This window comes from Allobosea sp. Root483D1 (assembly GCF_001429505.1).
GTDB lineage: Bacteria > Pseudomonadota > Alphaproteobacteria > Rhizobiales > Beijerinckiaceae > Allobosea.
In genome coordinates this window covers 279,781-303,484 of record NZ_LMJW01000023.1, presented here as the reverse complement: position 1 = coordinate 303,484, position 23,704 = coordinate 279,781, and the positions used below count along the sequence as shown (strand labels likewise).

Below are 23,704 nucleotides of genomic sequence, written 5' to 3'. Positions count from 1 at the left end.
CGGGCAACGCCTGGTGCCCGTGGTCGTCACGGCTGAATGCAGAGCTGTCGGCTCGGATCGCTTCCGACACGGAAGCGCTTCAGCGTTAGGCGGGTTTTCCCGCTTCAATCGCAGCTGTTAGATCGTGCAGCGTGACCATCAGCATCATGGGCTCGCTAGGAGACGGGGCGAAGCCAAGCGCAAGGTAAAAGGCCTTCGCATCCTCGGATATCGCGTGCACGAGCATGCCCCGAATGCCGACGATCTCCGCTGCCTGCAGCAGCCTAAGACCGGCATCGCGCACGAGTGCGCGACCGATGCCTCGGCCCTGGAATGCCTGGTCGATGGCGAGGCGGCCGAGCACGGCAAATGGAATCGGATCAGGCATGTTGCGCTTGATGCGCCCAGGAGCATCTTTCTGTGCAACGGCGCCGGTAGCGAGCGCGTAGTAGCCGACGACGCGTTTGCCGTCGCACAACACGAAGGTGCGCGAAGCGCCGGTAGCCTGGTTGGAGCGCGCACGCTTCCGTAGCCAGTCATCGAGCTCGGCGATACCGGAGTCGAATTCGGTAAGATCGTGATCCACGGCCAGGGGGGCGGGTGCAAAAAGCGTCACGCGGCGTCCCACGGCGCCTTTGCGGTCATGGTGCGCTTCAGGCGCTCGTTCGGCTGTGCCGGCGCATCGAGTCGAGCTACGAACTCAGCGTATGCTTCCTGGCTTACCGGGAACACGACGCGATCCAGCAGCACGCGTTGCGCGCGCTGCTCCGACGCCTCGAGCATGAAGTCGGTGCGGTTCTGCTTCACCAGCTCTGCGGCTCGGTCAATGAGGCTGCGGATGCTAGGCTTGATGCGGATGTTCAGCGGTTCGCTACGCTCCGCATTGCTTGTGTGTGACGTGGCCATTGGGACACTCCTCTGCCTTTCAATATAGCGTAATGATGGGATCATTACAAGCGCCGTAATAACATGGTCGTTACGCTCCGGTTACCATTGCCCTCAATGCTGATGCCCTCGCCCGAGAATGTGCGCCAGGCCGGACGCAAGGACGGCATCGACCAACTGGCAGTCAGCATCCGTGCGCACGGGCTCAGGCAAGGGCTCAACGTCAAGTTCAATGCCGAAGGCCACTACAAAGTCGTCGCCGGCGAACGTAGGCGGCCGGCGCTCAAGCAACTCGCCAAAGTAAAGCACCTCCCGAAGGATTTTCGGTGCCGTGCCGGCTGCTGCAGAAAGGCGAGGACGCCACCGAAATCTGGCTGACGAAAACATCGTGCGCGCGGCGATACACTCCATCTCGCTGGAGAAAACCGGGTGCAGGCGCAAATCGTTGACTTTGTCTGTTGAGCAGAACCTCATCGCTCCCGCTGGACCTCAGTTCGATCCGACCGGTTTTGGCGCCTTGGGTCGGATCTGCCTTCCGGCGAACGTTTGCTATGTGGCGTTCGCTCTCGCAGTTCCGCGTGCTTGAATTCCCCGCCTCTCTCAAGCTGTTCCGCAATCCGCTCCTTCGCGTGAGCGACGACGGTACGCCGCAATTCCGGATCGCGAATGGCTTTGGTCAAAGCCCGCTCGATCGCCGCGAGCTGCGACCGTGCGGCTCTGACGACGTCATCGCCTGCGTTAGGCAGACGATCGCCCGACCGAAACATCTCGGCACGCCGCTGCCAGGCGATGCGTGAAGATTGATGTGAAGCTGCGGCTCTCAGCTGCACGACTTCGATCGTCGTGCCTGGCCTGTCTGCAGGCCGTTGCCCCGCAATATAGGCTCCCCGCGACGATGATCGATCTGAGCCAATCGGCCCCTGGAACGGCGCTGGATCGTTCTCGGTTTGGCGCCTTGTCTGGGTGCTGCGCTCAGGCGGAGGTACGGTGACGTCGATCGGTCTTTTGGTCGAAACGCCTGCCACGAATTTCGTCTCCGACGCTTCCGCTTCGGGCCGCCGGGATTGTGACGGCGCTCGCGTTGACCGGTCCTCTGCCTTTGTCCGAAAAGACAAGGCGGCCCGATCAACCGGGTCTGGCTCGTACCCACGCACGGACAAACCGCGCACCGAGGCTTCGAGCCAGGCGGTGCGCCGAAACTCTTCCGAACCGCGCAGCTCAAGCTCCCGCCAACTCCGGTGCTGAGCGATCGACACCATGTCTCGGATGACGCCGGCATCTTCGAGCCGCGTCGCCAAGCGCGCGACCGAGACCTTGAACGCAAGATACTCACCTTTGGGATCGGCATAGACCTTTGCTTCGTTTCCGGCGCCCGCTTCCGCGACATAGTATTTGCGTCGGAGGCGCTCTGGCATGGCTGTGTCGCCGTCGAGGTTCGCATTCGGCCCAAGATCAAACTCCGCTTGTTCGGCTTTGGCTCTTGGAGATGCGCCTGAGGAACGGTTGGCGGCCCGATCCTTTTCAGGGCCGTGCTCGATCGCGAACTCTGCCTCGATTTTGCGATCACCGTCCACGGTGCGCCTCCCTCACCAATCCAACGGTCTCCTTCGTCGGGATGATCGCTGCATCGATCACCCGCGAGCACCAGCCCTTGAGTTCGTCCTCGGACAGCCCCTCGAGAGCGACGGAAACGTCGCCGAAGTCAAAGGTCGCATCGTCGGGGATCAACGACGCATCGGCGATTTCCTCATCGGTCATGAGCCGGGTCCGGAACGTCGCCTGCAGTTCGGCGACGGCGGATTTGAGCTCGGTGATCTCGCTGGCCAGCAGCATGTTCGAGGGGCCGCGATTGGGGGCGATCACCGGTACCGGTCTCAAGCGCGCGGTAAAGGCTGCATCGTCGTAATAGATGATCTTGTCGCAGATCATCGGCGGCACGCTGGTCGCGAGGATGAAGGCTTTTGATGACGGGAGCAGCTTGAGCTCCTGCGGCAGCATCAGCGCGCGGCGCTGGTCTGAAACCGACTCGCTGCGCTTGCCAGACGACAGGCCCCAAGGCCGAGATCGGCTTTTGGATTTCACAGTGTCGTAGCCGATCCGTTCGGAGAGTTCGTTGGCAACGTCCTGCTCTTTCGGCGCGAACACGACCTCGATCGCATGATTGGTCATGATCGTCTTGGCGAGATCGGGGCCGTAGATCGCGCGCAGTTGGGCTGGACTCTGGATGATGGTGAGGAGACGAATGCCATAGCCGGCGACGAAGGCCACGGATTTGGCGAGCACGCCGACATGGCCGAGCGCCGGAAACTCGTCGAGCAACAGCATGACATGGCGGTTGAGTTTTGGGTTCTGCTCCGGCAACTCGCGACTGTTCAGATCGATGACCTGTTGGAAGAACAGGTTGAGCAGCGGGGCCATGCGGTCGAGATTGTCAGGCGTGACGCCGAGATAAATCGACATCGGCCGGGAGCGCAGGTCGCGCAGGTCGAAATCGTTCGCCGAGGTCGCCGCGTCGATGCGCGGATTGAGCCACAAGCCCAGCCGCGCGGTCGTCGTCTTGCGCACCGAGTTCATGGTGTTCTCGGAAGCGGACAGAAAGTCGTTCAAAGCTCCTACGCAGTGTGACGAGAGCGGCGCCGTGCTCCTGGCGCGCTCCTTCATCGCCGCGAGGAAGTGAGCCTTCAGATCGCTCGAGGCCGAGAGCTGCCGCAGGATCTCGCCAATGGTCAGCGGCAGACCGGGTGTCTCGGCGACATAGCCACCGATTGCCACGAATGCCGATCGAGCCGTCTCGAACCAGAAGGGGTCGGCGCGATTCTCGGCCGGGAACAGCATGACCGCGATGCGCTGGAGGTCGTCATAAAGATCGACAGGATCGCGGCGGACGTAAGCCAGCGGATTGTAGCGGGCCGTGCGGCCGTGCTCGTCCAGCGGATCGAACAAGAAAACCGCCTGCCCGCTCGCCTCACGAAAACCCGCGGTGCGGTCAAAGTTCTCCTTCTTGACGTCGAGGACGACGACGGAATCAGGCCAATTCAACAGGTTTGGAATGACGTAGCCAACGCCTTTGCCCGAACGCGTTGGCGCATAGACCATGACGTGCTCTGGACCGCCGAAGCAGAGGAACCGGCCGTCCTTTCGACCAAGCAGGATGCCTTGCTTCGCCCGCAGGCCCGCCTTTCGGATATCGCGCTCGGTGGCGAAGCGTGCCTCACCGTGCAGCGGGCGCGGCTTTGTCCGAAGGATCATGCCCATCAGCCCAAAGGCTGCGATCGTGCCCGCCAGCGTGCCAAACGTGATCCAGCGGTCGAGGCGTTCATCCGCGCCGTAGTGCGGCCAGGCCAGCGCGAGTTCGTTCCAGTGGAAACCGCCATCGTGGCTACGCAAGCCCAGCAGCAAGACGTTCGAGCCAACGAAAAGGAAGACGGCGATGGCGGCGAGCGCGAGAGCGATCCGGAGCGCCACCTTACGCGCGGGCGAGACGCTTTCGAACGGGGTCATAGTCGATCTCCGTGATGCGGAAGCGGCCGTGCTCGCGTTTCATCTGGATGACGATATCGACGGTCTGGCGCAGCAGGTTGCGAATGTCGTCGCGGTCAAGGTCCCTGCCCTCGGCGCTCTCTTTCACCAAGAGCGTCAACTGCTCGAAGGCGAGGCGCGCGGAATCGGCATGGACGGTGGTGATCGAGCCTGGATGACCGGAATTCACATTGCGCAGGTAGAAGAAGGCGGTGCCGTCGCGCAGCTCCTGCAGCAGGATGCGGTCGGGCCGCATGCGCAGGCAGGATTCCAGCAACTCGCGCGGGCCAACCTTGGCAAGGCCTTGCCCGTCCTTGGCGTAGAGCAGGCGCACATGATTTGGCTGCGGCAGGACGAGCTCGGCCGTGTCCTCGATGGTGACGAGGCGTTCGGTCGCCGGAATCTGGGCGATCAGACCTTTGGATAACGTGGTCTTGCCCGACCCGGTCGCACCCGAGATGATGATGTTCCGGCGGCTTCTGACGGCGAGCGCCAGAAACTCTCGCCACTCTCCGGCATCGCGCAAGCGGACCAGCTCCTGCTCATGCTCCGAGAGATCGTCGCTCGTGACGCGAATGCCCGAGAACAGGTCGCGCTCCTCGAAATCCTCCAGCGTCATCGTGACAGTCGAAGGTTTTCGGATGGTCAGGCTGACCGTTCCGGTCGGCACCGCAGGCGGGACTACGATCTGGCAGCGTTCCTCGCCCGGCAGCGTCGTCGAGACAATCGGATGATCGGGCCCGATATCTTGCCGGGTGTAGCCGGCAGCGGCGGTCGCCAAGTGCATAAGATGCGCGTGGCTGAGATCGGACAGCGCATGGCAGCGCCAGCCGCCCGGCCCTTCCGTGAAGACTTCGCCCGGCTGGTTGACGACGATCTCGGTCAAGTCAGGTTGCGCCAGGAACGGCGAGAGCGGCGTGAGATAGCGCTCGAGGACGACCCGGCTGGCGTGCCGTTCGACTGCCGACGGCGCGGCCATTACGGCTGGCGCGACTGCGATGATATCGTCGGCCTCGACTGGCACGGCCGCGAGGCAGGTCATGGCTTCGTGACCCGTGAGCCAGGAGCCAAACCTGCATCGATACCTTGCACAGTGCGATCGAGAATCCGCGACCGACTTTCGATGCGCTTGAGATCATAGACGTTGGAGAAATCGAGATCGCGGGCGACAAAGATGCTGACCCGTTCACCCTGTTTCTTGTTCAGCGTCGGCGGGATGTCGATCGAACGCTCGACGGCGATACCGGCAGCGGTGTTGGCCGCGCCGGACGTGTTGCGGATTTCGATCTCGGCGGCTTCGAGCTGCTGGCGACCGATCGCGGCGGCGTCGCTGACGATCGAGAGCAGCAGCGCCGCTCCGAACCTCTCCCAGAAATGCGTGTCGATCTCGCCGTCGAAGCCGGCGCGGCCGAGCGCGTCGGTTGCGGGCGAAGCCAGCGCGACGATGACGCCGGTTGGAGTTTTGGCGCGGGCCCAGAGCACGAACATGCGCCTGGAGCCCTTCCGGACCTGGCCGCGATATTCGCCGATGACCTGCGTCCCCTTCTCCATCAAGACGACGTGGCCGGAATCCGAGAGGACATCGCGCAAAACGACGCAGGAAACGAAACCCGGCACATCCGACGACATCGCCGTCTCAAGCACGCAGGGGATGGCGGTGCCCTGTGTCACCAGGAGATTGCGGTTGGGCAGGCGCGCGGCGCGCACCCCCTCGATGGTCGTGGCCTTGAGTTTTTCGCTCAGTTCGTTGCGCGGTTCGGCAGCCCCGGCGAGCAGGGGCGAGCCGGGCAAGGAAGCCCCCTGCCCTGCCCCGTCGCCTGACGATCCGCGACCCGGTCGATCGAAAGCGAGGACCGGCGCGCGCCTGGCGCTCTCCATCAGTTTGTCGGTTTGCGGCGGTGCTGCTGCGGGTGCGAGCTGAGGCGGCAGAACCGGCACCGCCGCCTGCTGGACGGGGACAGGCGCCGGTGGCTCTCGCGCGGGCTCGAAGGCCGTGGTCTGGCGAATGATCGGTTTAGTGCCGCCCTGCTCTGCAGGCTTTTCGGATTTCCAGGTGCTCCAGATCACCAGCACGGAGAAGGCGATCAGCGCGGCTGCGCCGATGCCGCGCTTGGCGAGCGCCCGCCCCTGCCCCTCGACCGGCCCGGAGACCGGCGTGATGCCGCGTTCGCCTTCGACACCAGATGACGTGTTCTGATCGGTCATGTCGTCCTCTTCAGCGGCGGCGCGCAGGCGCACCCTGCTTCTGGGTGCGCGCGATGCTGTGGCTCGTTGTGCCCGTGCCCGGGCTCACACCGACGGCGTCAAAGGCTTCGTTGAAGATGCACAGAACCTCCGTGCCGCGGCGCAGCCGGAACTCGCGCGCAGTCGCATGGACGACGACGACCTCGCCGCGAACATCCTTCGGCACGAGGCTTTCCTCGCCGTCCGACCCGACCATGTAGATCGCCGGCACCTCGCGGTTGCCCGCGAAGCGAAAGCTCGTGACCTTGCCGTCGTCGAAGACGCCGTCCGGCTCGAGGTCGGCCGGTCCTTGCGCCGAGAAGCGCCAGTTGCGGGCGCCATATTGCTGGTGCAAGTCAAAAGTCTGTTCGATGACCGCGCTTTCGCGCTGCTGGCCGCGCGCCTCGTTCTCCGCGCGGCGGCGATCAGCTTCGTCGCTCGGGTATGAGAATTTCACGACGAAATAGCTCTCCTTCAGCGAGGCTTCGGTGATCGAGAGCTCGAACTGGTAGGAGCGCTTGCGCCCATCGCGCCTTGTCGTCACGACCTGCAGATTGGTTGGCGGGTGTTTTTCGCGGGGTTTGACGAAAAGGATCGAGCCGGCCGGGGCGACCTCCCAGGCGATCGAGTCGCCGATCGCGACATGGGCGATCTCCTCATCCTCGGCAAAGATCACCTGGGTCGAAGCCCGGATCACGCCGTTGACCTTGACGACATTGGCCGGATCATAGGCGACGAAGCGCACGCGCTCGTCGCGCGCGCCGGCAGTCGGGAGTTGTAGCGCGACAGAAGGCAGGCCGAGGCCGAGCGCGAGCGCCATGAGGAGAATAGCGAGCATGGCACGGCTCACGGCGCGACCTCCGGATCGGCGCGGTATTCCGAGACAAGGAAGCCGAGCGGGTTGATCAGGCGATCGGTCGAGGAGACCGGCGCGTTGACATAGGCGAAGGTCAGCGTCGCGATCCAATGCGTGATGGTGGTCTCGTCGCCCTTGCGGCTCTGCTTCAAAAAGCGGACTGAGGCGAGATTGTCGGCAAGCAGCGATATCGCCTTGATTCGGACCTCGGCGACGCCGAACCGACCATGCAACACCTGCGGGCTTTCCGGGTTCGAGCCGCGATAGACGGCGGCGAAGCGCGCCTGTTCGGCTTGCGACGACAACAACGCTACCGTCTGGAAATTGCTCGCAGCCTCGGCCTGGCTATAGCCCTCGCGCGAGCGGACGTAGCGGCCGAGGAAATACTTGGTGACTGCCTCGTCATAGCTGCGCGGCGACGCGCCAAGCGCCGAGACCGTCTCGACGATGCCGGTCGCGTTGTCGACGCGGATGACGAAGGGCTCGACGGTCTTCAGGGGCGCAAGCGCCGCGACCGCGCCGACGGCGGCGGTCGCGAGCACGCAGGCTGCCGTCGCCACGAACCAGGCCAGCCGCTTTGATCGCTGCGCCGTCAGAAGCAGATCCTGTTCCCAACGCCGCGCATTGTCGAAATAGTCCTTCAGGTCGTCGGGCCTAACCATGGCGCGAGGCCTCCCTGCAGGGCAGGAACGATCGCGCGATGTCGAACGATGCCCCCTCGCCCCACACCTGCGCGACCTGGCTGCCAACCCCGAACGGCTCCGCTCGACCGAGCCGCTTGACCGGCGGCAGGTCCGGTGTGGGGATCGCGGCAGGCTTGGTCTCCCAATCCCAGAGCGAGCGGTTGAGAGGGCGTTTGGCGGAGCCGTCGCATGACGGCGCGCCCTTGTTCCAGCCTGCGCAGCCCGTCACCGCCATGGCCAGCACAATGCTAGTGATCACGCGACATCTCATTGAACGACCCCTTCTTCGCCACCTTGGGCGGATGCTGTTGTTCCTGGCGTGGGAGGTGAATTCAGACGCGTCTGATCTCGCCGCCCTGACGACGGGCGCGGATACGAGCGGCTGTTCGAGTGGCGGCGGCCTGGGCGCCGGCATAAGCGCCGACAGCGGCCGAGGCGGCGTTCGCGGTGATGGCGCTGGTAACAACCCTGGCCGCGAGCGAGGCGCCGCCTCCGGCCAGGCCGCCTGCGATGGCGGGGAGTTGCAGGGCAATGTACGCAGCGAGGCCAAGCACCGCGCTGATCGCGACAGCGCCGACCATCAGTCCGCCGCCCGTCGTCGTGCCCGCGCCGTACTTCTCGACGAAGCCCTGGACCGATGTAAGCATCAGCCCGACGAGCGCGACGACGAGAACATGCAGAATCAGAAAGTTTGCGACTTGCCGGGTCCAAGCTTCGGTGAATGGTCGCGTCGCATCGAATAATGCCAATGCGATGAAAATTGGCCCGAGCGCGATGACGACCGCCAAGCCGATTTTGGCGTAAAGCAGGATTGCGAACTGCAAGAAGCCGGAGACCGCCGTGAAAACTGCGAGGATCGCCGCAACAAGTGCGGGCGCTATCGTGGTCAGTCCGGCTTGTTCATAGATTTTCTGGGATACCTCGATCCCCTTTGTGAGCAGACGATCGAACGGCTGGCCGGAAGAAGTGTCGAGAGCGGTTCCGGCTAACGCGTTCCCGATCTCTTTCGGCAACGATGTGAAGAAGAGGTTGGTAACGTATTGCTGAAAGGAGCTCGCATTCGATGCAAGGAGCACGATGAGGACAAGCCTCATGGCTCGCCAGGCAAACTCCTGGATCGGTTCGGCGATTGCGCCGCGCATGACGGCGAACCCATAGAGCACCACATAGAGCAAAACAGCCACGCGCAGCGGGCCGTCGACAAAAGACGCGAGGTTTGAGACCGACGACGACACAAAGGTCGTAATCGGCTGTTCGAACTCCTTCAGGAAGTCGTCGAAGATCGTGATGGCCATGTCTGATCAAGGCTCCATGGAATTGAGCGCGCGCTCCGGCCAAGCACGAGCACTCGCTCATTCGCTTGGTCGGCGTTGACGCATGCGCTTTTGAGGCCGTGTTCGCCGGGGTTCGTCCGGCAGAGCTTCCAAGTGCTCTCAAGCGCCTCTGGGTTTTCAAGAAACCAGATGACCGTCGGTGCCGTAACGCGATTGACGAGACGCTCTGGACTGGTACGGGCGCCGTCCGATGTCTCGCCGGCTGCTCGCCACATCCTGCAAGAAGAAGTGCAGCGCCCAACGGAATCGACACTCTCTTCATTGCAAGGCGGCCTTCATCTCGTCGATGAACTGCCGCTCGCGCTCTTTCTGGCGTTGTCCATCCATGTCGCCGCGCGCCTGCTGGACCATGGCGAGGCCCTGCATGCGAAGAACCTCGTTCTGCAGCATGGCCTGCTCGGCCTGAATGCGGGCAGATAGGTCGAGCACGTCCTTGGCGTCCTTGGCCGTCGTGATCTTCTGGCGAAGCTCCTCCAGCCCGTCGATGCGTTTTGAAGCTGTGTCGTAGACGCTCTGGCCGATTGAATGCTTGGCGCCGGTCTGGCGCGCGATGCGATCGAGTTCGCTGCGATAGAATGAATTCGCGTCGCCGCCCTGGTAGGCGCGGTTCTGATCGAGATAGCGACCGACCTCGCCTGTGAGCGAACCGGTTCCGGTCCCGGAGACCAGCCTTTCAATCTCGCCGAACTCCTTCGGCAAGTATTTACGGAACTCCGAGCTGCTCAGGAGCGAGGCGATATCGTTGACGTCGGTCAGCTTGTTGAAGGACTCATAGAGCTGCTTGGCCTGGGTCAGCTGCGCCTGCATCGTCTTGATCTGCTGGGCCAGCTTGCCAATCTGCTCGACATGTTTTGCGATCGCGCCGGCGTCGAACACCGGGACCCCTTGCTGGGCGAAGCCGGCTGCGGGCCATCCGGCAAGGCCGGCAAGGATCATCGCATGGGCGAGTTTCATCAGGCTCTCCGTCGCTCGGCGTGGAAACGGGGAAGGAATGCTGCTGGGTCGTCACCGGTCTCCGCACGGATGCGGTCGAGCAGCTCGACAGTCTCTGTGCGACCCGACAGCACGGCGAGCGCATCATCCATGCCGCCGAGATCGAGCTCGGCGACGACGGACTGGCCGTTCTGCTTGATCAGGAAGCGCCTGCTCTCGGCCGACAGTTCCTCCTTGATCAGGCGGAACTCCGTCTCCGTCAGGTGGAAGCCATCGACATAGTCGGAGCGCGTGCCGCGCGGGTTCGGCATGAAGATTTGCGTCGGGCACTGCTCGACGATGGTGTGGGCGATCGGAGAGGCCAGCGCGTCGCGAGGCGACTGCGTCGCAAACACCATCACTCCGTTCTGCTTCCGGATCGTTTTGAGCTTGTCGTTAGCCAGCGCACGAAATGCGTCGTCGCCGAGCGCCTTCCAGAATTCGTCGATGTCGATGATGATTCGGCGGCCATCGATGAGCTGCTCGACGCGATGAAACAGCAGCATCATCAGCGGTGTGCGCACGACCGGGTGATCGAGCACATCGGTCATGTCGAAGCCAATGAAGTCCGCATTCAGCGTGATCGCGTCTTCGTCGGCATCGAGGACCCAGCCGAGCGGAGAGCCCTTGCACCAGCGCTCGAGCCTGGCGCCGATGCCCTCGCGATCTTGCTGCCCCAGGAAGGCGCGCAGCGCCGATAGCGACCGCTCCTGCCGAGGCAACGCCCGCATCGCCTCCAGGCCGGAATCGATCCGCTCCTCATCGACGACGGAAAGCGGCTTGCCCTCGACCGTGACGAGTTTTCGGGCGAGCTCGCCCAAAAAAGCGAGATTGGCTGGCGTCAGCTCGAGCGCCTTCAACGGCGCGCAGCCTGTGGAAACGCCATTCTTCAGCGTGAGATATGTTCCGCCCGAGGCGCGCACAAAAAGTTCGGCTCCACGATCCTTGTCGAACATCACGCGCTGGCAGCCGAACTTTTCCGCCTGAGCCAGCAGGAAGTTCTGCAGCACCGTCTTGCCGGAGCCCGATGGGCCGCAAATTAAGGTGTTACCGAGATCGCCGGTATGGAACGAAAAATGATAGGGCGAGCCCGACGCCGTCTTCAGCATGGCGACGGACGGCCCCCAGTGATTGCCATCGGGTTTGCCGGCCGGATGGCTGTGGAATGGCGACAGCGCCGCAAGATTGCGTGAGGTGATCGCGCCCGACCGCGCCCGGTGCTTGAACAGGCCCGGCATCTGCGCCCAGTAGGCCGCTTCCAACCCAAGATCCTCGCGCGCGACCACCGCCCCGGCTTCGGACAGGACGCGTCGCGCCTGCGCCATCGTTTCCATCAGCCCTTTTGGACTGTCGCCGCGCACCAGCAGCGAGAGGTGGTGGTCGCCCATGACGAAGCGGTTGGATTCGAGATCGTCTAGCGCGTCGTCGAGGTCGCCGATCTGGGACGCGGCGACGTCCCGCGTCGAGACGAGCTGGTTCTGCTTGCGAGTCAGCACGGTCTTGGCGTTGGCCTTCGACAGGAAGGCGAAGCTTTGAGACAGCACGAACGCGAACGGAGCCGAGAGCAGGCCATTCAGCATGCCGGGCTTGGTCGAGGCCGGGTATTCCTTCAGGCCGAACATGCCAGCATAAAGAGAGCCGCCTGCCGCCCGAACCTCGATTGCCTCGCGGCCAAAAATCACACGGTTGGTGTAGATCGCCGAGCCGATCCGGCCCGCCGGCAGCGCAGTCGGCAGTTCCTCGCTCGATGCCAGCAGGTGCAGCAACTGCATCGGCTCGGAGAACAAGAGGCTGTCGCGCTCGACGATGCCTACCTGCGTCGCGCCATAGCGGCCGAGCGCCGCGACGATGTCGCGCGCGGCATCGTTCAGCCGCTTGAGGGAAGCGGCATCGACCTCCCCTCCCCTGCGGCGCGCCTGGCCGAGACGGGAAACAAACCTTGCGGCGCCTTCCGTCCGATCGCGCCCGGGATGGCAGACGATCGTGAGGTAAAGCTCGTTGCGGAAAAGGTCGGCATTCCGGATGGCCCCGCGATAGCCATGGTTGAGATCGCGCGCGAAGACGGAAGAGAAAGAGCCCTCCGGATAGCCGTCATCGCGCCGCCGGATCAGATGCGTCCAGAGCGCCAGCCGGTCGTCGGCGAGATTGCGTAGCGTCAGGTTGAGCTTTGCATGGAGATCGTTGAGAGAGCCGGTATCGGCTGTCTCGAAGGCGATGCCGTCGAGCTGGATCGTGGTCATCAGCGCCCGCGTCGACAGGCTGATCACCGTGTCGGTCACGTGCCGGACGTAAGGAAGATGAACATCGGGCTCGATCTCGCGAGCCCTCAGGCGGGCGGCCTCAGCCATTTGCCACCTCATGGACCTTGAAGCGACGCAACAAGCGCAACGGCGTCGGCGACGAGCCGCCCCAGACCGCGCCGTTGCGCGCACGGCCGCGTGTTTCGAGCCAGGCGACTAACAGCCGAAACTGGTTCGGGTCGTGCCGGCAGATCGCGCGGCAGATCATATGGATCGGCAAGGCGATCAGCCCGTAGACGATCGAGCCCGCCATCAAAAACAGGATGCAGGACGCCATCACGTTGATGGCCATCGCCTCCATCGTCACGCCCGCGATCATCGCAGGCCTGGTGCAGGCGAGGAACAGCGTGTCTTCGGTCAGGCGCTCGGGCTCGATCGTCATCAGCCGAACTCAGGCGCCGCCGGTCAGGGTCGAGACGATTTCGGAGGCGCCGAAGACGATGGCGACGCCGAGCACGACATAGGCGGCCTTGCGAAGGTCGAGATAGCCGAACATCCAAGCGATGCCGACGATGATCACGGCGAGTGTCGCCAGCAGGCGCGCGACATTGCCGGTCAGCATCGTGACGATGTTTTGCAGCACGCCTTCGATGTTGGCGGTCTGAGCTAGCGCCGGTTCCACGACGAGGAGTGTGAGAACCGCAGCCATCGTTGCGGGCGCGGCGCAGGCGCGAAGCGGCATAGGCATGGAAGGTCTCCGGGCATGAGTGTTCGGTGCCGCGCGATGTCGGGCGGCCGTGGGATCGAAATCGGCGTGTTCAGCGGCTGTAGATCAGCAGGGACGCGCGGCGCCGCGTGCCATAGACGTTCCAGGACGGCGGGTCCTTGGCGGATGCGATGCCCTCCTGAGGAGGTTCCGGCTCGCTCGAACCTGTCTCGGTGCCCAGCTTGGCCGCCGCAGACGATGCGGGCTTTTCAGTCTGCGCGACCTTGAACGAAGCGATCGCCTGCTCAGCCGCCGGAGCCGCGCCGACGCCACGACCGACCATTTTCGCCTTGCGGTTCTCGAAGGCGCGCCCGACGGCGCCGATATGGGTGCAAGGGTCGAAGGCCGCGGCCATGGTGAGCCCGGCTTCCTTGAGATCCCGGCTATCGAGTTGGGCCAGACCAACGCGCACCGCCTGTCCCGCCACGACCGCTTCACTGGCGAGCGCGATCGCTTCTGGCTTGGACTCCGCCAGGATTCTGATCGGCCGCTTGCCGGCAATCGTGACGAGCAAAGGCTCGAACGCGCTCGCCTGCCTGAGGATCGCGGCGACGGGCCGTGCAAGCACGGGCGGTGTGCAGTGCTCGATCATCACGGTGATGTCGGTCGCCTCCATCAGAACCACACTCGTGTGCTGACGCCGTCCGGGCCAGTGACGTCGATGAAATTGGGTTGGGCGCGATGGCGGATCGCCTGCACATCATGCGGCTGGCAGGCCACGTCTGTGCTGTCGCACTCGCGAACCGGCTTCACCGAGACACATGCCGGCCGTACTGTGCCATCGCGCCCAAGCTCGCGCATCAGATAGCCGTCATGGCATGGCTCGTATGGATCGTAGCCCACCGGCGACGTGCTTGATCCCTCGCCTGAGCAAGTGGGAAAGGCCCCTCCCCGCTTAAGATGTGACCAGAGTTTTGTCACTGGCGGCACGCAGGCCGCGTACTGCGCTGGACCACCGGGATTGGCGAGACAGAGCAGAACGGTGCAGCCCCACTCGTCCGCGCGTGCGGCGCCGATCGAGAGGCCGGCGAGCCCGGCCGCAAACACTATGGTTTTGATCATCTGGTTGATCCGCGCCTATCACGCGGCCATTGGCAGCGGCACATCGATCGGAAGAACCGGCACGGCCAGGTCGCCGTTGCGGCGGATTGCTTCGAGGGCGCAATTCTCGACCGGCAGCAAGCCGGCGACCGCAACTGTTGATCCGATGCGGCGGGGCTTCCCCAGACGCTGCAAGCTCCATCCGGCGCGGCGCAGAATGCGCTCCATCCGCAGGTCAGTTACTGTCGCGATGGACGTCAATCCCCTCGCGTCGGCCCATTCGAGCATCGCGGCGAAGAGCATGAACGTCGCTCGCCGCAGGCCCCCCTTCGCTGTGGTGGTGAGTTCGGTATCGACACAGAAGCGCGAGCTTTCCGCGACGAGGTTGGAGCGAGGCGCAGCTGCGTCGTCCAGAAGCTCCGAGAACGTGTCGGCCAGCATGTTCGGGCCCGTGGTCGGCAACAGCCGGACGCATCCCAACACGCAACCACGATCGGCGACCACGAGATAGGTCGCATCTTGCGTGTCCAAATAATCGGTCTCGAGGTCGCCTGTGGCAGCAACCGACCAGTCAAGCCTGTCCTTGAAGACCTTTCGCCGCAAGCGGTGCATGCCTGTGAGCAGCGAGACGTTTGCGCAATGCCCGGCGCGCCTCAGTTCGACGATCTGCATGGTTGCCTCCGAATCGCGTTGATCTCCAGGCTAATCAACCAGAGGCGGCGACCGATCGGACCTGTCGGATGTGACAGGTGGGTTCCCTCTAAAGTTGTGGCCGTGTTCTCGCCGCATCTTTCAGGCAAAGCCGTTCGCATCAAACGCAAGAGGATCATCAGGCGCGCGAAACAAGGCGACCTCATTCAAGGAAGCCCGATGAAATCGGTGGAATTGGCTTATCAGGAGCTGGTCGACGGCCTGCATTCGTCGGCAGGAGAAGCGGAGTTCGAGCGCGTCGGCCGGCGAGTCGCGGAGAGAATGGGCTTCCGGTACTTCGCCTATCTCGGCCTCGGCGATCTCGATCCGGTTTTGATCTCGTCTTATCCCAAGCGATGGAGCGAGCATTATTTCGCCGAGGGCTATGAGGATGTCGATCCGGTGATCGCCTTTGCCCGAAGCGGCCGCTCGACCCTGCAATGGACCCGCGAAGCTGCACGTCGATTTCCGCTGCGCGCCCAAAAGCGGCTCTTCGACGACGCCGATGAATTCGGCATCCGCCATGGCGTTTCGGTTGCGATCACCGGCGGCTTCAATCGGTTCGCCGCCTTCACCTTCGCAGTCGACGAGGTCAGTTCAGCGCATGGAAGGATGGTCACGGAAGCGAACGACATCGTCCAACTGATCGGGCTGACATTCCACGCTCATGCAGATGCCAAATTGGTGCTGCGGTCTCCGCGCAATGAGGCTGTGCCGTTGACCCAGCGCGAGCGAGAATGTCTCACTTGGGCTGCTCGCGGCAAATCGATGGAGGCGACCGCGATGATCATTGGAGTCACACCACGGGCGGTGAAGTTCCACCTCGACAATGCGCGAGTAAGGCTCGGCGCCGAGACCCTGCCGCAGGCGGTGGCTATTGCGCTCCAAGGCGGGACGATAACGTGAAGCTCGATCGCCGCTACAACTGTGCGTTTCGATGGCTGTTGGCGATCTGAGTCGGAAATGTTTCCCTGAAAAGCTCACGATGTAAGGCGTTCAGCGTCATGGTTGCCGGCTTGATCAATGGCTTTCCACGACAGGCTATTGAGCACAAGGGCGGATCGGCATTCTCCGAGTATGCTGTTTTTGCAAAGGAACTCGAAATAGAGCTCGTGTTGGAGGTGCTACACAGGCTCGTGCATTAAGATTCCATTAACCTGATTTTTGTTGTGCGAGCGGGCGAATCGGACATACTGGCGACAAATCGGCGAAAGTTGCCGAATTGGCGCTATTTGGTCCCAGGCATCCGAAATATGAACGCCCTCGCTCCGTTCGAGTTTGACGATAAAATTCTCCAACAGGGCGCGGAGATCTCGCGCAAGCTTAATCAACTTCGCTTGGAGAAATTTCCGCCCAATGCCCAGAAGACGCTGAGGCGTTTCCCCATGGCGGAGGTAGCCCACTATCTGGGCGTCAGTCCCAACAATCTCAAGCGCCTTCATCTCGAAGGCAAAGGGCCGAAGCCTTCGACCGGCGCCGGCGGGCGCCGCTTCTATACCGCAGAGCAAATGCTCGAGCTGCGTCATTATCTCGATAAGAACGGTCGGTCAGAGGTCAAGAAATACGTCCCTCACCGCAAGCCGGGTGAGAAGCTGCAGGTCATCGCCGTCGTCAACTTCAAGGGAGGCTCGGGCAAGACCACGACGGCGGCACATCTGGCGCAGCACCTCGCATTGACTGGCCACAGGGTCCTCGCCGTCGATCTCGATCCGCAAGCTTCACTATCGGCGTTGTATGGATTTCAGCCGGAGCTCGACAAGAACCCCTCGCTTTATGACGCAATCCGTTACGATGAACAGCGCAAGTCCATTCGGGACGTTATCCTGCCGACGAACTTCCCATCACTGGACGTCATTCCTGCAAACCTTGAGCTTCAGGAATACGAATACGACACGCCTTTGGCGATGCAGAATTCGGCTGAGGGCAAGCGCTTCTTCACGCGTTTCGGTAACGCGCTGAAGGAGGTCGATTCCTCCTATGACGTCGTCGTCGTCGATTGCCCGCCCCAACTCGGCTACCTGACGCTAACGGCGCTGATCGCGGCGACATCGGTTCTCATCACAGTTCATCCGCAGATGCTGGATCTGATGTCCATGAGCCAGTTCCTGCTGATGCTCGGGAATATAGCCAAGACCATCAAGGACGCAGGAGCCGAAGTTCGCATGGACTGGCTGCGCTATCTCATCACCCGCTTCGAGCCGACGGACGTGCCGCAGGTCGAGATGCTTGGCCTCATGCAGAGCATGCTCGCAGCGGAAATGCTTAAGGCGCAGATGGTGAAGTCGACCGCGATTTCAGATGCCGGTTTGACTAAGCAGACGCTCTATGAGGTGGAGCGAGCGAACTTCACGCGCGAAACATATGATCGCGCGATCGAGTGCATGGATGCAGTCAATTTCGAAGTGCAAGGTCTCATCCATCAGGCATGGGGGCGGCTGTGATGTTGACCGCCGTAAAAACGGACAAAAACAACTTCTATTTCAAGGGCATGCGCCCCATGAGGAGGCCGCGGAGTGGCTCGTAAAAATCCCTTCGCAAACCTGATGACCGAGGATGCTCCTTCTGAGAAGCAGCCCGCGCTTGACTATGCAATCAAGGGTGCGTCGAAATCCTTCCTGAATTCGCTCAACGAGATCACTGCGCGCGCCGACAGGCTCATGGAAGGCGAGCCTATAGTCGAACTCGATCCCGATACCGTCGATCCCTCCTTCGTCAAGGATCGACTCGAAGAGAACGAGCAGGACTTCAATGAGATCCTGGAAGCGATCCGCGCGCGCGGGCAGGACAGCCCGATTCTCGTGCGCCCTCACCCGGTCTCGAGCCAGCGCTATATGGTGGTCTTCGGCCATCGCCGCCTGAAAGTCGCCAAGCTCCTCGGCCGCAAGGTCCGGGCCGTCATCAAGGAGATGAAGGACCAGGAACACGTGGTTGCCCAGGGCCAGGAGAATTCGGCCCGCGCGAATCTCTCCTTCATCGAAAAGGCGTTGTATGCGTCCAAACTGGCGAAGCTGCGTTATGACGATGACAACGCCATCGTCATGACCGCTCTTGCCCTGGACAGGTCGACCCTTTCGAAGATGCTCTCCGTCGCGAGCCTTCCCGAAAAGGTGCTGCGGGCAATCGGACCGGCGAAGGGTATCGGCCGCGATCGTTGGTATGATTTGAAGCTGCTGCTCGAACGCCCATCGCATTACGAGGCGGCAATCGCCGTGGTCGATGCCGAAGGCTTTGCAGAACTCCCCACAGAAGAGCGCTTCGCTGCTGTTGAACGCCGCCTCAAGGCAAAACAGAGCCGCAGCCGCAGCGAACCCGATAAGCAAAGGTGGACTCCAAGCGACGGTGCCGTCGCGGCGGAGATGCTGGCCGAGGGGCGAAAATTCACTTTGGCGATTAAGGCCAAGGGACCGGATGCCAAGGCGTTCGGCCAATATTTGTCCGATAATCTGGATCGTCTGTACGATGATTTCAGGCGTCGGGCGGGTGCAACCACAAACGGAGATTAGCCCGCAAAAGAAAAAGGCCCCCGAAACGATGTTCCGGAAGCCCTTCTCTGTGTCCTAAGCAAACGCAGAATCGCACTTCCACGAATCACCGTCAAGAGTCTCTTGCGAGATTCCGCGCCGTTTCGGCGAGCCGTTTTCCTTTGCCCTAAAAACGGCAGGGATCATGGACTCACGACTCTCGACGACGCCCTTCGGGCGGCGATCGCTGACGCTTGCGCATGTGGCAAGTCAGGCGAGCGCAAAGACACGGCCGCCGGAGAAAGCGGTTCACAAATGGAACATCTTCCGCGCGATCTGCACGGCCAAGAACGCGCTCGGCGTCCCAGAGCGCGCCCTGGCTGTCTTGGACGCGCTGTTGTCCTTTCACCCCGAAACCGTTCTGACCGGTGAAGGCCTCGTTGTTTTCCCATCGAACCAGCAGCTCTCCTTGCGGGCGCACGGGATGCCGATGGCAACGCTCCGGCGCCATCTGGCGGCCCTGGTCGATACCGGGCTGATCATCCGGCGCGATAGCCCCAACGGCAAGCGCTATGCCCGTAAGGGCAGGGCAGGCGAGATCGAGCTCGCTTTCGGCTTCGATCTCGCCCCTCTGGTCGTGCGGTCTGAGGAATTCGAAGCCCTGGCCGACGAGGTCGAGACCGAAGCCCGGGCGCTACGCCTGGTCCGGGAGCGGATCACGATCTGCCGGCGCGACATCGTCAAGATGATCGCGACGGGGCTCGAGGAGGGCGTCCCGACGCGGCACGGTGGCCAGGGCCCTGCCGAGTGGGCCGAGATTCACCAGCTCTATCGCGATATCATGGCGCGGATTCCGCGCAGCGCGACGCGTCTGACGCTGGAGCCGATTGCCGAGGAACTCTCGCTGCTGGCCGACGAAATCCTCAACCTACTGGAAAATCATATCAAAGTTCAAAATATGAGCGGCAATGAGTCTCATATTGAGCGTCACATACAGAATTCAAATCCAGACTCCCTTCCTGATCTTGAACCTAGCTTTCCAGAAAGCAGGGGGGGTGGTTTGGAGATCGTGCCGGAACCGAAGCGGATGCCGGAAGGGACGTTCCCGCTGGGGATGGTTTTGGACGCCTGCCCGGACCTGATCGACTATTCGAGGGGCGGGATTGCGAACTGGCGCGACTTTTTGGCGACGGTCGCTGTCGTCCGGCCGATGCTGGGGATCAGCCCGAGTGCCTGGGAAGACGCCATCGGCATAATGGACGAAGTTCAGGCCTCGATCGTAGTGGCGGCGATCCTGCAACGCGGCGAGGCGATCACCAGCGCCGGCGGCTATTTGCGCGAGTTGACGCGAAAGGCGCAAGCGGCCGAGTTTTCGCTTGGGCCGATGCTGATGGCGTTGATAGGCAGCCGGCGACGCGAAAAGAAGCGGGCCTGAGACTGCTGCCACGCGGCCACGCTCTCTTGGGATGCTTGGCCGCAGGTGATCGAGGCCTTGCGGGAGGCGTTAGGAGGGGCTGTGATGGAGGGCATGATAAAACTGTCGCGGGCAATCCTGACCGTACTGCTTTCGGAACGCCATGCGCCGCTCGGTGACGGTCGATGCGTGACAGGGCGGTCAATCTGGGGCGGATCGCGGTGGCCTATAGCCGCGTCGAGCTCGAGCAAGAAAAGGGCATCGGACCCGTGCGCGCGGTCGAGGGAGAGACTTGGCTGTCGGGGCAGGGGTTGTCGCTGCGGGTCGAAAGAGATTGTTCGTCTCCCGCAGTCGCTGTCAGCGCTGCAGGAAGCGGGGATAGCGTAGCGAGCTCGGATTCCCCATGAAAAGTGCTAGATTTTCCCCGGCGACGATGTACCTGCTGTTCGCGGCCGGTGGATCGAGCTGGAACGGCGCGGTGAATGCGCCGTGCGCACGGGAAGCGTGTCGCTGGTTCGATGGCGCGATCTGTCAAGCTGGACGCGTGGCGACCGGCAAGATCGCGATGGCGAGCGTAGGGAGGGTGGTGCGTGGCCACGCCGAGCGATCCGATGCGTCGTCGCACTTTTGACTGCCCGCGGTCGGATGAATGCTCCTGGCAACAGCAATCGCCCGAGGGCCTGTGTGCGCTGGTCGCACGCTGGCGCACGGGTTCGATCCGCGGCACTGCCGGTAGAGGTTAGTGTTGGTTCGACGACCGCTGATCCAGTCGCAGTCCGGCGCGACTCGACTTGATCGGCGATCCAATCCCGGTCGATGATGACGATGCCCAACATGCCGAGCTTGAACTAGACCTCCGACAAGAGCGCCAGCTCATCCTCCGAGAGGTCATCGGCGCCAGCGGCCGCCTCGGCGAGGCGATCGCCTGGCCGAGCTGTGCGTTGGGGCGCTGTCGCTCCTCGGCACGGCAGCGTCTCCGCGGATTGCCCGGAACATGCTGACGGCCCGAAAGGAGGCTCAGATCGCTAGCCTTGCGGCCTTGCCCAGCGCCTGGTCGGCGTCATTATAGTAGCGCGCGGCCTGCTGGACCGAGCGATGCTGGGATTGGCGCATGGCGGCGGGCAGGGTGACGCCGGTGCGCGCCGCTTCAGTGAGATAGCCAGAGCGCAGGCCATGCGCGGAAAACTCGATCGGCTCGAGCCCGGCCATGGCGCAGCGTCGCTTCAGGATCAGGTTGATCGCCTGCGGCGTCAGCGCGCGGTCGTCGATCGCCTCCCAGCGGTCGATCGCCCGGAACACGGCCCCCGTCTTGATGGCGGCGCGCTCGATCCATTCGCGCAGCGCCGCCACGGGCGGCCCGATCAGCAGAACCCGGGCATCATCGTCGGCCTGAGCGGTTTTGGTGCGGCCCAGCGCGATCGCCATGCAGGGCAGGCGCGGTGAGTTTGGGTCATCAGGATCGAGCGGGACATCGGCCTCAAGGGTGAGCTGCTCGAGGCGTAACCGCGCGACCTCGCTGCGCCGGCGCCCACCGGAGGCGAAGGCGACGAGCAGGATGGCAAGATCGCGCGTGTCGGCGAGGCGGTCGGTCTGACAGGTCGCGATCAGGCGGTCCAAAATGTCGCGCGTCACCGCGCGTTTGCTTTTGCGCCGGCGCGGTTTTGCGCTGGCCCTGACCGCAAGGCGCATGCTGGTGCGGATCGCCGGCGTGCCGAGCGGGCTTTCAAGTCCCTTCCAACGATGCAGGGTCGCCCAATGCGCCAGGCGGCGTTTGACCGTCGAGGGCGCGTGGGGGCCCTCGCTGCGCAAATGGTCGCCGGCGCGCAGGGCGGCGTCGACCTCGGCTGGCATGCCATGCGCGGGATCGCTTTCGCGTTGTGTCGGATCCCAGAGATGATGGGCGACGAATTTCAACACCAGCGCTTCGGGCGCCGGCCAGGGCAGGGCAGAGCCTGTCGAAGCGAATGACCAGGCTTCGAGATAGGCCAGATCCGAGGCCAGCGCGCGGAGCGAGTTCTCGCCCATGCCCTCCTTGGCCAGGTGCCGAAGCGTCGCGACATCATCATCGGTCAGAATGGTGGCCAGCTTGTCGCGACGCTCCAGCGGCAAAATGCCGGCGAGCGCGTCGAGCTGCAGGGCGCGCCGCGTTTCTGTCTCGGCCGAGAGCAGGGATGTCGAGGTCATGGGCGCTCTTGCTGCGGCTGACGCGGGCCGATTTCGTCGACCGGACGACCGACTGACGTCGCCGGCGGCGGTTTGGAGCGCCAGAATCGCCGATGTCCGGGCCTATGTCCATCACTATCGATAAGATGTAATTATCGATAGTGAGTGACAGGTACTGGTTGATGTCGATGTGAAACAAACAAATAGATATTTAGATTGGGTATGGTAGAATAATTGGGTGAATTCAATCCGCTACGATTTCCCTTATGCTGATCGCCAGGCGCTGGTTTCGGACTGCGCAGCAGCCTCTGAAGCCGCGTCAATCGCGCTCGTCCGCTTCGATGAGCGGCTCGCCCGCGCCGAGCCGGTCCTGGCCGAGGGCGTGCGCCAGCGCGGGCACGCCTTTGAGGCTCAGGCGCTGATCGGGCTCAGCGGCGGCCTGTGCCCGCTCGAAGACCTCGTCCTGCACGACGCCGGCATGGATGTGCGCAGCCCCACCCGCGAAATCGCCCGGGCCGCGACCATCCTGGACGAGCGCCGGCGCCTGGCCCGACGCGAGCCGGCGGAAGTCTTGGGCGCCAGTGCCCTTCGGCTGCGGCTTGGCATCGGTGCATCACCGGAAGAAGATAGGTCGGACAGGAGTGCGACGACGCCGGAAGCTACGAAAATGGTCGCAGCACCCTGGGTCCGGATCGACCGTGAAGACGACGAGGAAGGCCCCGTCGACCAGGATGAATTCGACCTAGGCGAGGAGGACGATTCTGCCGATCCGGCCTTCGCCGAGATCGATGCACTCTTGGTGCGCACGCGAAAAAAGCTCGATGCCTGGAACGATCTGTCCTCCGACGATGGCCGCAGAAACCTGACACTGCGCGATCCGGGCTATGACGCCGCCGGACGGTTCGCGCGCTGGCTCACCATCCTGGAGGAGGGGAGGGGGCTGCCGGCGGCGCTCGCCGCCGCACTCGCGCTCGATGCCTGGCTTTGGCTCGAGCCCTCCGAACGCGCCGGCGAGCTCGGCTTTGCGTTCGCCGCGACGATTTTGCGGCAGCGCGGGCTGGCGGCGGCGCATCTGCCGGCGCTCGGGCTGGGGTTGAGGCGGGGGAAATTCCGGTGGAGCCCGCATTTGGCGCGCAGCGTCCGGGTTGCGGGGCTGCTTGGCGCTTTTGGCGAGGCGGCGGCGTTCGGTCAGGCGGATTGCGACCGGCTTGCATTGGCTCGGGAGCTAATGCTGCGGAAGTGCGAGGGCCGGCGGGGGAATTCGAAATTGGCGGAGCTGGTCGAGCTGTTCGTGTCGTCGCCGCTGGTCACCGTGCAACTGGCATCAGTGCGGTTGAACGTCTCGCCGCAGGCGATCGACGCGATGATGAGGGAGCTCGGCGGCAGCCTGCCGCGCGAGCTCACCGGCCGGAAGCGCTACCGGGCCTGGGGGATTTTATAGGAGGGGCCTGTCAGCCCATTTGAGATCGGCGCTGTTT

At 63.2% G+C, this 23,704-nt stretch carries 25 protein-coding genes; 7 read left to right on the top strand and 18 right to left on the bottom strand.

Annotation, left to right across the window (positions count from 1 at the left end; all coding sequences use genetic code 11):
* Positions 1-85: 85 nt before the first annotated feature.
* Both ASE66_RS30505 and ASE66_RS30500 read right to left on the bottom strand, forming a co-directional pair.
* Positions 86-595: a GNAT family N-acetyltransferase gene (locus ASE66_RS30505; RefSeq protein ID WP_057193875.1), complete on the bottom strand. Its 510-nt coding sequence runs from the start codon at positions 593-595 to the stop codon at positions 86-88.
* On the bottom strand, positions 592-885 hold the full coding sequence (locus ASE66_RS30500; RefSeq protein ID WP_057193725.1) for a DUF1778 domain-containing protein: 294 nt from the start codon (positions 883-885) through the stop codon (positions 592-594). Before ASE66_RS30500 ends, ASE66_RS30505 begins: the two co-directional genes overlap by 4 nt.
* 96 nt (positions 886-981) lie before the next feature.
* On the opposite strand from ASE66_RS30500, the gene ASE66_RS31790 reads away from it, so the two are divergent.
* On the top strand, positions 982-1,242 hold the full coding sequence (locus ASE66_RS31790; RefSeq protein WP_162262561.1) for a ParB N-terminal domain-containing protein: 261 nt from the start codon (positions 982-984) through the stop codon (positions 1,240-1,242).
* Positions 1,243-1,334: 92 nt separating this feature from the next.
* Here the strand turns inward: ASE66_RS31790 and ASE66_RS32390 are convergent, their stop codons facing one another.
* The 15 genes from ASE66_RS32390 to ASE66_RS30420 all read right to left on the bottom strand — a co-directional run bounded on the left by ASE66_RS32390 (position 1,335) and on the right by ASE66_RS30420 (position 15,170).
* On the bottom strand, positions 1,335-2,438 hold the full coding sequence (locus ASE66_RS32390) for an LPD7 domain-containing protein (RefSeq protein WP_156412417.1): 1,104 nt from the start codon (positions 2,436-2,438) through the stop codon (positions 1,335-1,337).
* Positions 2,428-4,365, bottom strand: coding sequence for a type IV secretory system conjugative DNA transfer family protein (locus ASE66_RS30480; RefSeq protein ID WP_057193721.1), 1,938 nt, complete (start codon positions 4,363-4,365; stop codon positions 2,428-2,430). The genes ASE66_RS32390 and ASE66_RS30480 overlap by 11 nt, the downstream gene beginning before the upstream one ends.
* Positions 4,331-5,362, bottom strand: coding sequence for a P-type DNA transfer ATPase VirB11 (virB11, locus tag ASE66_RS30475; protein ID WP_057193874.1), 1,032 nt, complete (start codon positions 5,360-5,362; stop codon positions 4,331-4,333). Before virB11 ends, ASE66_RS30480 begins: the two co-directional genes overlap by 35 nt.
* Before the next feature lie 59 nt (positions 5,363-5,421).
* Positions 5,422-6,588, bottom strand: coding sequence for a type IV secretion system protein VirB10 (virB10, locus tag ASE66_RS30470; RefSeq protein ID WP_057193873.1), 1,167 nt, complete (start codon positions 6,586-6,588; stop codon positions 5,422-5,424).
* A 10-nt stretch (positions 6,589-6,598) separates the two neighbouring features.
* Positions 6,599-7,444 carry a P-type conjugative transfer protein VirB9 gene (gene virB9, locus ASE66_RS30465; RefSeq protein WP_057193720.1) on the bottom strand — a complete coding sequence of 282 codons (846 nt, stop codon included), beginning with the start codon at positions 7,442-7,444 and terminating at the stop codon, positions 6,599-6,601.
* Positions 7,445-7,452: 8 nt separating this feature from the next.
* On the bottom strand, positions 7,453-8,124 hold the full coding sequence (locus tag ASE66_RS30460) for a virB8 family protein (protein ID WP_057193719.1): 672 nt from the start codon (positions 8,122-8,124) through the stop codon (positions 7,453-7,455).
* The gene (locus ASE66_RS30455; protein WP_057193718.1) at positions 8,117-8,404 is read right to left on the bottom strand and encodes a hypothetical protein; all 288 of its coding nucleotides are present in this window, start codon (positions 8,402-8,404) and stop codon (positions 8,117-8,119) included. The genes ASE66_RS30460 and ASE66_RS30455 overlap by 8 nt, the downstream gene beginning before the upstream one ends.
* A gap of 73 nt (positions 8,405-8,477) precedes the next feature.
* Positions 8,478-9,440 carry a type IV secretion system protein gene (locus ASE66_RS30450; RefSeq protein ID WP_057193717.1) on the bottom strand — a complete coding sequence of 321 codons (963 nt, stop codon included), beginning with the start codon at positions 9,438-9,440 and terminating at the stop codon, positions 8,478-8,480.
* A 297-nt stretch (positions 9,441-9,737) separates the two neighbouring features.
* Positions 9,738-10,433 carry a P-type DNA transfer protein VirB5 gene (gene virB5 / locus ASE66_RS30445; protein ID WP_057193716.1) on the bottom strand — a complete coding sequence of 232 codons (696 nt, stop codon included), beginning with the start codon at positions 10,431-10,433 and terminating at the stop codon, positions 9,738-9,740.
* Positions 10,433-12,799, bottom strand: coding sequence for a VirB4 family type IV secretion/conjugal transfer ATPase (locus ASE66_RS30440; protein WP_057193715.1), 2,367 nt, complete (start codon positions 12,797-12,799; stop codon positions 10,433-10,435). Before ASE66_RS30440 ends, virB5 begins: the two co-directional genes overlap by 1 nt.
* The gene (locus tag ASE66_RS30435; RefSeq protein WP_057193714.1) at positions 12,792-13,133 is read right to left on the bottom strand and encodes a type IV secretion system protein VirB3; all 342 of its coding nucleotides are present in this window, start codon (positions 13,131-13,133) and stop codon (positions 12,792-12,794) included. The genes ASE66_RS30440 and ASE66_RS30435 overlap by 8 nt, the downstream gene beginning before the upstream one ends.
* Positions 13,134-13,142: 9 nt before the next feature.
* The gene (locus ASE66_RS30430; RefSeq protein WP_413814311.1) at positions 13,143-13,433 is read right to left on the bottom strand and encodes a TrbC/VirB2 family protein; all 291 of its coding nucleotides are present in this window, start codon (positions 13,431-13,433) and stop codon (positions 13,143-13,145) included.
* Positions 13,434-13,509: 76 nt separating this feature from the next.
* Positions 13,510-14,073 (bottom strand): hypothetical protein, encoded by a 564-nt coding sequence (locus ASE66_RS30425; RefSeq protein ID WP_057193712.1) that lies wholly within the window; start codon positions 14,071-14,073, stop codon positions 13,510-13,512.
* Complete coding sequence (locus ASE66_RS31785; RefSeq protein WP_082613875.1) at positions 14,073-14,519, bottom strand: hypothetical protein; 447 nt, start codon at positions 14,517-14,519, stop codon at positions 14,073-14,075. Before ASE66_RS31785 ends, ASE66_RS30425 begins: the two co-directional genes overlap by 1 nt.
* A gap of 18 nt (positions 14,520-14,537) precedes the next feature.
* Positions 14,538-15,170: an acyl-homoserine-lactone synthase gene (locus ASE66_RS30420; protein ID WP_057193711.1), complete on the bottom strand. Its 633-nt coding sequence runs from the start codon at positions 15,168-15,170 to the stop codon at positions 14,538-14,540.
* Between the two features lie 102 nt (positions 15,171-15,272).
* On the opposite strand from ASE66_RS30420, the gene ASE66_RS32385 reads away from it, so the two are divergent.
* From ASE66_RS32385 to ASE66_RS33005, 5 genes are all read left to right on the top strand, one after another.
* On the top strand, positions 15,273-16,094 hold the full coding sequence (locus ASE66_RS32385; RefSeq protein ID WP_162262560.1) for a LuxR family transcriptional regulator: 822 nt from the start codon (positions 15,273-15,275) through the stop codon (positions 16,092-16,094).
* 347 nt (positions 16,095-16,441) lie between these two features.
* Positions 16,442-17,629: a plasmid partitioning protein RepA gene (gene repA / locus ASE66_RS30410; protein ID WP_057193709.1), complete on the top strand. Its 1,188-nt coding sequence runs from the start codon at positions 16,442-16,444 to the stop codon at positions 17,627-17,629.
* Positions 17,630-17,701: 72 nt separating this feature from the next.
* Positions 17,702-18,691 carry a plasmid partitioning protein RepB gene (repB, locus tag ASE66_RS30405; RefSeq protein ID WP_057193708.1) on the top strand — a complete coding sequence of 330 codons (990 nt, stop codon included), beginning with the start codon at positions 17,702-17,704 and terminating at the stop codon, positions 18,689-18,691.
* 163 nt (positions 18,692-18,854) lie between these two features.
* Positions 18,855-20,084 carry a plasmid replication protein RepC gene (gene repC / locus ASE66_RS30400; protein ID WP_057193707.1) on the top strand — a complete coding sequence of 410 codons (1,230 nt, stop codon included), beginning with the start codon at positions 18,855-18,857 and terminating at the stop codon, positions 20,082-20,084.
* A gap of 412 nt (positions 20,085-20,496) precedes the next feature.
* On the top strand, positions 20,497-20,694 hold the full coding sequence (locus ASE66_RS33005) for a hypothetical protein (protein WP_156412415.1): 198 nt from the start codon (positions 20,497-20,499) through the stop codon (positions 20,692-20,694).
* A 386-nt stretch (positions 20,695-21,080) separates the two neighbouring features.
* Here ASE66_RS33005 and ASE66_RS30395 read toward each other — a convergent pair whose 3' ends face one another.
* Positions 21,081-22,247, bottom strand: a complete 1,167-nt coding sequence (locus ASE66_RS30395) for a tyrosine-type recombinase/integrase (protein WP_057193706.1) — start codon at positions 22,245-22,247, stop codon at positions 21,081-21,083.
* Between the two features lie 217 nt (positions 22,248-22,464).
* Between ASE66_RS30395 and ASE66_RS30390 the strand changes: the two genes are divergently transcribed.
* Positions 22,465-23,667: an RHE_PE00001 family protein gene (locus ASE66_RS30390; protein ID WP_057193705.1), complete on the top strand. Its 1,203-nt coding sequence runs from the start codon at positions 22,465-22,467 to the stop codon at positions 23,665-23,667.
* Positions 23,668-23,704: the final 37 nt, after the last annotated feature.